Consider the following 2,110-nt stretch of genomic DNA (forward strand, 5'->3'; position numbering starts at 1 on the left):
CGGCGGTGGCGCATGCGACCATGGCCGCCGAGCAGGTGACGCGCGCGCTGGTCGGACGCACCGTCGCCGATGTCGAGCGCGACCTGATCCTGGAGACGCTGAAGCACTGCCTCGGCAATCGCACACATGCCGCGAATATTTTGGGCATCTCGATCCGCACGCTGCGCAACAAGCTCAACGAATATTCCGACGGCGGCATCCCGATCCCGCCGGCGGGCACGCCGGGGGAATATCCGCGGATGCCGATGATGGGAGCGTGAGGCGGGGCCTGGTTGAGGCTGCGAATGCCCGGGCTAGTCCCGGGCATTTTGTTTGAATGCAGGCCGCCAACCTCGTCATTGCGAGCGCAGCGAAGCAATCCAGAATCTTTCCGCGGTGACAGACTGGATTGCTTCCCTACGCTCGCAATGACAGCGTTGAGAGCGCTCATCGCATAACGGGACCGCGTTACGTGACTAGGCCATCCACACGCCAGGCCCTATAACCCCGCGTGAGAACCACGCGAGGAACCACATGTCTGAAGCTCAAATCACGGACTGGCTGGCGACGCAGCGGCAGGCGATGATCGATCTGCTCCGCGACGTCGTGAACATCGATTCCGGCTCCTATGACAAGGAAGGCGTCGATGCGGTCGGGGCGCGGTTCGAGCGGCATTTTGCCGAGCACGGCATTCCGTGCCGGCGCGAGAGCCACGACGCTTTCGGCGACGCGATCCATGCCGAGGTGGCAAAGCCCGGCAGCAACGAAAGGCCGGTGCTGTTGATGGGACATCGGGACACCGTGTTCGGCAAGGGCGAGGCCGGGCGCCGTCCATTCACCATTAGGGATGGCCGTGCCTATGGCCCTGGCGTCGCCGACATGAAGTCCGGCCTCGTCATGAACGTGTTCGTCGCAACGGCCTTCCACAAGTTCGGCGGCAACCCGCATCCGATCAAGCTGCTGATCACCTCGGACGAGGAGATCGGCTCGCCCTCCTCCCGGCCCGTGATCGAACGCGAGGGCCGCGCCGCCCGCGCCGTGTTCAATTCCGAGCCGGGCCGCCCCACCGGCAACGTCGTCACCGGGCGCAAGGGCGGCATCTTCATGCATCTGGCCATCACCGGCAAAGCCGCGCATTCCGGCGCCAATTTCGCCGCCGGCGTCAGCGCGATCGGCGAGCTCGCGCACAAGATCGTCAAGATCCACGCGCTCACCGATCTCGACAGGGGCATCACGCTCAATGTCGGCCTGGTCTCGGGCGGGCAGTCCGTCAACACCACGGCGCCCTCGGCCGAGGGTCAGATCGACCTGCGTTATGTCGACCCGGCCGATCGGGCGAGGGTGATGGAAGCGATCGAGACGATCGTCGCGACGTCTTACGTGCCGGGCACGAGCGCAACGCTGACCATCAAGGGCGAGTTCGTGCCGGTGGTGCAGAGCGCGGAGTCGAAAGCGCTGTTCGAAAGCTACCGGGCGGCCGCAAGGCAGGCCGGCCTCACCACGCTGCAGGGCGAGTTCTCCGGCGGCTGCGCCGATTCCGGTTTCACCGCCGCCGTGGGCACGCCGACCATCTGCGGCCTTGGCCCGGTCGGTGGCCTCGCGCACACGCCGGAGGAATATCTCGAGCTCGACAGCATCGTGCCACGCGCGCAGACGCTGGCGCTGGCGATTTTGCGGGGGTGAAGCGAGGTGCCGTAGGGTGGGCAAAGCGAAGCGTGCCACCACAGCGGTCACGCGGAGAGATGGTGGGCACGGCGCAAGTGCGCCTTTTGCCCACCCTACGATAGCTGCCTGCTGGATGGAGGTCGTGGGCACGCTTCGCTTTGCCCACCCTACGAGACTTCCCGAGGTCTACGAATAACTCGGCGCGTCGGGCTTGCGGAAAATGTGGATGGGGTCGCCGGGAATGATCACGGGCTGGCCTGAGAACATCGCGTAGGCGTAAAGCGCGAGATAGGCGATCGCGAGCGCGCCGACGGCGTAGAAGGCGAAGGTCGCGATGCGCTTCATCGATCCGCTCCATGGCCGTCCCGAAACGGGAAGGCTTTGGGCGCTTCTAGAGCGATGACGGGGAAAAGGCCAGCCTGCGCGGCCCTGTCGGGCGGCGATCAAACGCCGCGCCGGCCCCGCG

3 protein-coding genes are annotated in these 2,110 nt (G+C 65.9%); 2 read left to right on the top strand and 1 reads right to left on the bottom strand.

Annotated elements, in window-relative coordinates; translation table 11 throughout:
• Window positions 1-260 (top strand): helix-turn-helix domain-containing protein (locus tag MOV75_RS35755; RefSeq protein ID WP_247007695.1); only part of this gene is annotated, 260 nt, incomplete at its 5' end.
• A 253-nt stretch (window positions 261-513) separates the two neighbouring features.
• Window positions 514-1,662 (top strand): M20 family metallopeptidase, encoded by a 1,149-nt coding sequence (locus MOV75_RS35760; protein ID WP_246931242.1) that lies wholly within the window; start codon window positions 514-516, stop codon window positions 1,660-1,662.
• Window positions 1,663-1,830: 168 nt separating this feature from the next.
• Here the strand turns inward: MOV75_RS35760 and MOV75_RS35765 are convergent, their stop codons facing one another.
• On the bottom strand, window positions 1,831-1,989 hold the full coding sequence (locus MOV75_RS35765; RefSeq protein WP_164718287.1) for a hypothetical protein: 159 nt from the start codon (window positions 1,987-1,989) through the stop codon (window positions 1,831-1,833).
• Window positions 1,990-2,110 lie beyond the last annotated feature (121 nt).

Source organism: Bradyrhizobium sp. PRIMUS42 (assembly GCF_023006515.1).
Taxonomy (GTDB): domain Bacteria; phylum Pseudomonadota; class Alphaproteobacteria; order Rhizobiales; family Xanthobacteraceae; genus Bradyrhizobium.

Coding starts and splice junctions, on each gene's coding strand:
- MOV75_RS35760 (WP_246931242.1), top strand. CDS start 514: ATGTCTGAAGCTCAAATCACGGACTGGCTGGCGACGCAGCGGCAGGCG.
- MOV75_RS35765 (WP_164718287.1), bottom strand. CDS start 1,989: ATGAAGCGCATCGCGACCTTCGCCTTCTACGCCGTCGGCGCGCTCGCG.